Source organism: Phyllobacterium zundukense (assembly GCF_025452195.1).
GTDB lineage: Bacteria > Pseudomonadota > Alphaproteobacteria > Rhizobiales > Rhizobiaceae > Phyllobacterium > Phyllobacterium zundukense_A.
Map to the genome: position 1 here is coordinate 1844001 of NZ_CP104973.1, position 6000 is coordinate 1850000.

At 56.9% G+C, this 6000-nt stretch carries 4 protein-coding genes (1 of these 4 cut by a window edge); 3 read left to right on the forward strand and 1 reads right to left on the reverse strand.

All coding sequences use genetic code 11. The annotated features are described in order from the left end of the window. Nucleotides 1–3 precede the first annotated feature (3 nt). The 3 genes from N8E88_RS21470 to N8E88_RS21480 all read left to right on the forward strand — a co-directional run bounded on the left by N8E88_RS21470 (nt 4) and on the right by N8E88_RS21480 (nt 5525). Nucleotides 4–339: a hypothetical protein gene (locus N8E88_RS21470; protein ID WP_262295733.1), complete on the forward strand. Its 336-nt coding sequence runs from the start codon at nt 4–6 to the stop codon at nt 337–339. Nucleotides 340–1245: 906 nt separating this feature from the next. Next, complete coding sequence (gene clpB / locus N8E88_RS21475) at nt 1246–3858, forward strand: ATP-dependent chaperone ClpB (RefSeq protein ID WP_262295417.1); 2613 nt, start codon at nt 1246–1248, stop codon at nt 3856–3858. Between the two features lie 311 nt (nt 3859–4169). Next, nucleotides 4170–5525, forward strand: coding sequence for a L,D-transpeptidase (locus N8E88_RS21480; protein ID WP_410010693.1), 1356 nt, complete (start codon nt 4170–4172; stop codon nt 5523–5525). A gap of 29 nt (nt 5526–5554) precedes the next feature. Here the strand turns inward: N8E88_RS21480 and N8E88_RS21485 are convergent, their stop codons facing one another. Then, nucleotides 5555–6000: the end of a M23 family metallopeptidase gene (locus N8E88_RS21485; protein WP_262295419.1), read on the reverse strand. It continues 1507 nt past the right edge of the window; only the last 446 of its 1953 coding nucleotides appear in the window; its start codon lies beyond the right edge, outside the window; the stop codon is at nt 5555–5557.

Consider the following 6000-nt stretch of genomic DNA (forward strand, 5'->3'; position numbering starts at 1 on the left):
GTGATGCATCAGCCGATCAACGGCAGCGGACCACAGCCGATCATTCAGGGTACGCCCGCCGAAGTCGTTTATGACGACGACACGGTCAGCCAGCGTCAGCCGCAACCTCAGCCACAGATCCAGCCGGTTGAAAATGGCGCTGCTGCGGCACCCGAGGCCGAGGCTGCCGAAGCAAAGCCAGCACGCCGCGCACCGCGTGGTCGCAGACCAGCCCGGCCGCGCGTCACCGAGGAAAATGGTTCGGAAGCAAGTCCTCCGGACACCGCCAACGATCTTTCGCCTGCCAGCATCGTTGCCGAGGTCAAGAAGCGCCGGACAGCCGTCGAATCCGACGTTTGATCTGGACTGACTGAGTTGTACGCCACTCGCGGGGAAGCCTGCGGGTGGCGATTTGATTCCGGGGTATCGTTGAGAAGTGTCAGATCCGAGGTACAAAGTTTGCCGGATGGCATTGCTTGCTGTGCGTGGTTCGACAAGCTCACCATGAGGGAGTTGGGTGGGCTGCACGACAACCGGCGGCGTCGCGACAGGCATCAACGTTGCTGTTTCTGGCTCCCTGCAATCAATCCACTTCCCTCATGGTGAGCTTGTCGAACCACGCACAGCAACATTGCCATCCGGCAAATCAGCAGCCTTGCAGACACCCCGATCAAACCTTCAGACAAAATAATCGTGGCTACTTATCCAACACCTCCAAACTTGACTTATTCTATTCCCGTCCTTTCCGCGGGGAACTGCTTCCGGAGCCGTTCGAAGTGGGGAGAGGATCGGCGCCTCCGATGGCGGGTAACGGGCCCGCTGTCCGGGGACGTTCTGTCCAAGGGTTTCCCCTGCCGGTACTACGACTGGCGTGTGCTGGACGAGCACTTCGAAAGGGGCTTTCGGCAGCGAGTGAACAATTCACCCGAAGTCGAGGCCTCCCAAGCGGAACGGACGGGATCAAAAGACGCCGGACGGGCGGTCGTCGGATCGCATTTTATTCTACCAAGACGCGCTTCGACGACCGCCCGTCTTCCCACAATGCAAAGCAATGGCCAGACTCCGAGGAGGGCGTGGCGAGGGTGGGGCTTTTTGTGATAAAGCAACAAGTCAAGGCAGTAACAAAAGCTGAAATTCCGATCTTGCAGGCTGCGGACAATATTCCCATATCTGCTTCGAGCGAATGGGTCTGCCTCTTGCAGGGGACCCGTCACCAACACACCGCGCGATGCCGCTTAAAGGGTCGTTCGGTAAAAGGAGACACACATGAATATAGAAAAATATACGGAGCGTGTCCGGGGGTTCATCCAGTCCGCACAGACCTTTGCCCTCTCATCCAACCACCAGCAATTTGCACCCGAGCATTTGTTGAAGGTCCTGGTTGATGATGAGGAAGGACTTGCTGCGTCTCTGATCGAGCGGGCAGGCGGGCGCATAGCAGATGTACGCCTCGGTTTGCAGGCAGCACTCGACGCAATGCCGAAAGTAACCGGGGGCAACGGGCAGCTTTATCTGGCCCAGCCCTTGGCCAAGGTTTTCACGACTGCGGAGGAACTGGCGCAGAAAGCTGGCGACAGTTTTGTTACTGTCGAAAGGCTTTTGACTGCGATGGCGATCGAAAAGTCGGCCAAGACCGCGGACATATTGAGCCGTGCCGGTGTCACTGCTGCCGGTCTGAATGCCGTCATCAACGACATCCGCAAGGGGCGGACTGCAGATTCGGCTTCAGCCGAGAACACCTACGATGCATTGAAGAAATATGCACGCGATCTCACAGCTGATGCGCGGTCCGGCAAGCTCGATCCTGTCATCGGACGCGATGATGAAATCCGCCGCACGATTCAGGTCTTGTCGCGGCGCACCAAGAACAATCCAGTGCTGATTGGCGAGCCGGGCGTCGGCAAGACGGCAATTGCCGAAGGGCTCGCGCTGCGTATCGTCAATGGCGATGTGCCTGAATCACTGAAAGACAAGCAGTTGATGGCGCTGGATATGGGCGCTCTTATTGCCGGTGCGAAATATCGCGGTGAATTCGAGGAGCGGCTGAAAGGCGTCCTGTCCGAAGTCACTTCGGCAAATGGCGAGATCATCCTGTTCATCGACGAGATGCATACTCTTGTCGGCGCCGGCAAGGCCGAGGGCGCGATGGATGCTTCCAACCTCTTGAAGCCAGCCTTGGCGCGTGGTGAATTGCACTGCGTTGGTGCGACGACGCTCGATGAATATCGCAAGCATGTCGAAAAGGATGCGGCGCTTGCCCGCCGGTTCCAGCCGGTGTTTGTCGACGAGCCGACGGTGGAAGACACCATCTCGATCTTGCGCGGTCTGAAGGAGAAGTACGAGCAGCATCATAAAGTCCGAATTTCCGATTCGGCGCTTGTTGCTGCGGCAACATTGTCCAACCGCTACATCACCGACCGGTTCTTGCCAGACAAGGCGATCGATTTGATCGACGAAGGCGCAGCACGGCTTCGCATGCAGGTGGATTCCAAGCCGGAAGAACTCGACGAGATCGACCGGCGTATCATGCAGTTGAAGATCGAGCGTGAGGCGCTGAAGGTCGAAAAAGATGACGCATCCCGCGATCGTCTTGAGCGGCTGGAGAAGGAGCTCGCCGATCTGGAAGAACAGTCGACCGCGATAACCAATACCTGGCAGGCTGAAAAGCAGAAGCTCGGTCATGCGGCCGATTTGAAGCGGCAGCTTGATGATGCACGCAATGCGCTTGCGTCAGCTCAGCGCAATGGTGAATTCCAGAAGGCCGGCGAGCTTGCCTATGGGACGATCCCCCAGTTGGAAAAGGAGTTGGCAGAAGCCGAACAGCATGATGGTTCGACCTCGATGGTCGAAGAAATCGTGACGCCGGATCATATTGCCCAGGTTGTCTCGCGCTGGACCGGTATTCCGGTGGACCGGATGCTGGAAGGCGAGCGTGAGAAGCTGTTGCGTATGGAGGATGAACTGGCCAAGCGGGTCGTCGGGCAGGGCGAAGCAGTCCAGGCTGTGTCGAAAGCCATTCGTCGCGCGCGCGCGGGATTGCAGGATCCGAACCGGCCTATCGGCTCGTTCATCTTTCTTGGGCCAACAGGTGTCGGCAAGACGGAATTAACGAAAACGCTGGCTTCATTCCTGTTCTCCGACGAGACGGCCATGGTCCGGCTCGACATGTCCGAATACATGGAAAAGCATTCGGTCTCGCGGCTGATCGGCGCGCCTCCCGGCTATGTCGGTTATGAAGAGGGCGGTGCTCTCACCGAAGCTGTCCGGCGCAGGCCTTATCAGGTGGTCCTGTTCGATGAAATCGAAAAGGCCCATCCGGATGTGTTCAACGTACTTCTGCAGGTTCTTGACGATGGCCGTCTGACCGATGGTCAGGGGCGTACTGTCGATTTCCGCAACACGCTGATCATCATGACATCGAACCTCGGGGCCGAATATCTTGTCGGGCTGTCAGAGGGCCAGGATGTCGAGGAGGTTCGTGAAGAGGTAATGAACGTCGTCAAGGCATCGTTCCGGCCGGAGTTTCTCAACCGCGTGGATGAAATCATCCTGTTCCATCGTCTGCAGCGCAAGGAGATGGGCAAGATCGTGGCGATCCAGCTGCAGCACCTGCAATCGCTTCTGACAGATCGCAAGATCGTTTTGAAGATCGATGAGGACGCAACGAACTGGCTGGCCGAAAAGGGCTACGATCCTGCCTATGGTGCGCGACCGTTGAAGCGCGTGATCCAGAAGGAAGTGCAAGACCCGCTGGCGGAAAAGATCCTGCTCGGCGAGATACTGGATGGCTCCACGGTCAAGATCACCGCCGGGTCGGACAGGCTGAACTTCAAACCTGTCAAATCCGCTCCCGAACGGGAAAAGAGCGAGGCCGCGTAAGTGCGCGCCTGTGCAAAACGGCAAACAAAGAAGATGGCCGCCATTGCTGCGCCGTGCGTCCTTTCGGACGCACAAAGGACGCAGCAACACTTTTGAATCTGCGCAGACCCATTTTCAAAAATCGAAATCGATTTTTTTTGTGGTTCTGCGCGGGCAGGCCATTTTCACGTCCCGTTCATTCGATAAATGCAACGATAAAAGCCTATCGTCATTAACCATAAAGACAGGAAAATCGGTCATGGTTAATGACGAGTTAGTGGCAGAAACCGGAAGCTGAAGGCATGACATCTTATCGTTGTTCATTATTTGGAATGTTGCTGATTGCTTCAACAGGTTCTGTCGCTCCGTTCACCGCACAAGCCGCAGAAAGTGCTGTGCCCGTCGTCAACGATCAGGGTTCATATACCGTTGCGCAATGGTTCGAGCCGCGCGAGCGGCGGCAAGCTTATCGATCCTATTTTGACGAGTATGGCCGGAAAATTACTGTAGATCGGCGCGGCCGGATTGTTGCTGTGGAAGAGCCGCAAAACAATCAATCGAACGAGGGGACGGATTATTTCCCCGATGCACCGCAAGACCCCTATGACACGGGCGCGATTTCGAATGATCCTTACGGCACGGCACTGCCTTCCGAACAGGATTATGGCAGCATCAACCGCGAACCATTACCGCCCGCCAATGGCGAATCGGATTTGCAACCCACCGATCCGAACTTTGTAGAACCGGGTGTGCCCAGTGATGGCCTGACAGATACTCCGCAGCAGGAGCAGATACCTGTCCATCCGAATCCGGCTCCGACGATTGAATTGCCGAAGGGGCAGGGCGCTAAAGCCAAAATTGCCGCGATCCAGGTTCTGCTCGACAGGATCGGCGTATCGCCGGGCGTTATCGATGGCCATAAGGGCGGCAATGTCGACAAGGCTGTCGCCGCCTTCGAGGAAATGACCGGACAGCAGTTCGATCCTCTCAACGAAGAAGGCATCAATGCGTCGCTGGAACAGACCGGCGGTCCGGCGTTCATGTCCTATACGATCACATCCGAAGATGCGGCTTACCCATTCGTTGCATCCATCCCGGAAGATTACAGCCACAAGGCGCAACTGGAGCGCATGGCCTTCACGTCAGTGACGGAAATGCTGGCCGAGCGGTATCACATGGACGAGAACTACCTGAAAGAGCTCAATCCGGGTGTGGATTTCAACACGCCAGGTGTTGCCATTCAGGTTGTAAATATCGGGCAAAATGCCGGGGGCGCCGTGACGCGTATCATCGCCGACAAGGGGCGCAAGCAAGTGCGTGGATACAATGCGGAAGGTCGGCTGGTCGTCGCCTATCCGGCAACGATCGGGTCGACCGACACGCCATCGCCTTCGGGTACCGTGCAGGTCGAGCGGGTCGCTCTCAATCCGAATTATACCTACAACCCCAAAATCAACTTCAAGCAAGGCGAAAACAATTCGGTACTGACGATACCGCCCGGACCCAACGGCCCTGTCGGGACTGTGTGGATTGCCTTGTCGAAGCCGACCTACGGGATTCACGGCACACCTGAACCGTCAAAGATCGGCAAGACGAGCAGCCACGGTTGCGTGCGGCTGACCAATTGGGATGCGACGGAACTGTCGAAGCTCGTGCAGAAGGGTGTAACAGTCGAATTCCAAGAATAGCGCCTTACTAGCGCAAAATAGATTATGCGCTAGCCGCTGGCAGCGACCTTGGTTCCCTTCGCCTCGTCATCTTTAAGCAGCTCATCGATACGCTCACGTTCGCGCTTGAATGCGACCAGATCATCGCCGCCAAGTTCACCACCGCTCGGAAGACGAATGCGCATCGGATCGACTTTGGAGCCATTGACGATCACCTCGTAGTGCAAATGAGGGCCAGTCGAAAGCCCGGTCGATCCGAGGTAACCTATAACCTGGCCCTGCCGCACCTTCGCACCCGGGACCACGCCGCTGGCGATGGCATTCTGATGCGAGTAGCTGCTCTCATAACCGTTGGAATGACGAACGAGCGTCTGGTTGCCATAGCCGTTGGTCCACCCCGCACGTTCGACGACACCATTGCCTGCTGCGATGATCGGCGTTCCACGCGGAGCTGACCAGTCCACACCCGTATGCATGCGGGAATAACCGAGGATAG